Raw genomic sequence first — 591 nt, 5'->3', positions numbered from 1 at the left:
CCAGACGTTGGCCAGGTCGTAGGCCGGTGAGACGAAGTTGGCGACGATATTGACGCCCATGGTGGCGATGGCGAAGGTGAGCGCCGCCACGACCAGGACCCAGGTGTTGCCGACCTTCGCCACCAGCTCCGCCGGATCCGTGATGGCCTCGCCGAACACCTCCAGCGAACCGGCAGTCACGATCACCGAAACCACCACGAACGCCGTGGAGTTGATCGGCAGACCCCAGAAGTTGCCCCGCTTCACGGTCCGGTAGTCGGGTGCGAACCGCGAGAAGTCGCAGAAGTTGAGCATCAGCGCGCCGTACGTGGCGAGGACAAGACCGATCGCGCCGAACCACTGACGCCACTGCTCCCCCACGGAGACCGGGTGCGGGGTGGAGGTCAGCGAGATCGTCCAGCCCGCCTTGGCGAGGATCCACACCGCCAGCGCGATCATCACCAGCCAGATCGCGGGACCGCAGAAGTCTTGGAACTTCCTTACGGACTCCATCCCCTGACTGATGATCAGCGCCTGGATCAGCCAGAGGGAGACGAGGAGACCCAGCCGAGCGCGTCCAGGCCGAGGAAGGAGCTGTGGGTCCCATGAGTC

General features: G+C 65.0%; 1 protein-coding gene. It reads right to left on the bottom strand.

Annotation, left to right across the window (positions count from 1 at the left end; translation table 11 throughout):
• Positions 1-492, bottom strand: a 492-nt coding sequence (locus FXN61_RS49940) for a cytosine permease (RefSeq protein ID WP_246293380.1), incomplete at its 3' end; no start/stop codon positions are given.
• Positions 493-591: the final 99 nt, after the last annotated feature.

Origin of the sequence: Lentzea indica (assembly GCF_012184385.1) — a bacterium.
In the GTDB taxonomy this organism is placed as follows: Bacteria; Actinomycetota; Actinomycetes; order Mycobacteriales; family Pseudonocardiaceae; genus Lentzea; species Lentzea indica.
The sequence above is the reverse complement of the archived record's forward strand: the minus strand, read 5'-3'. Positions and strand labels throughout refer to the sequence as shown.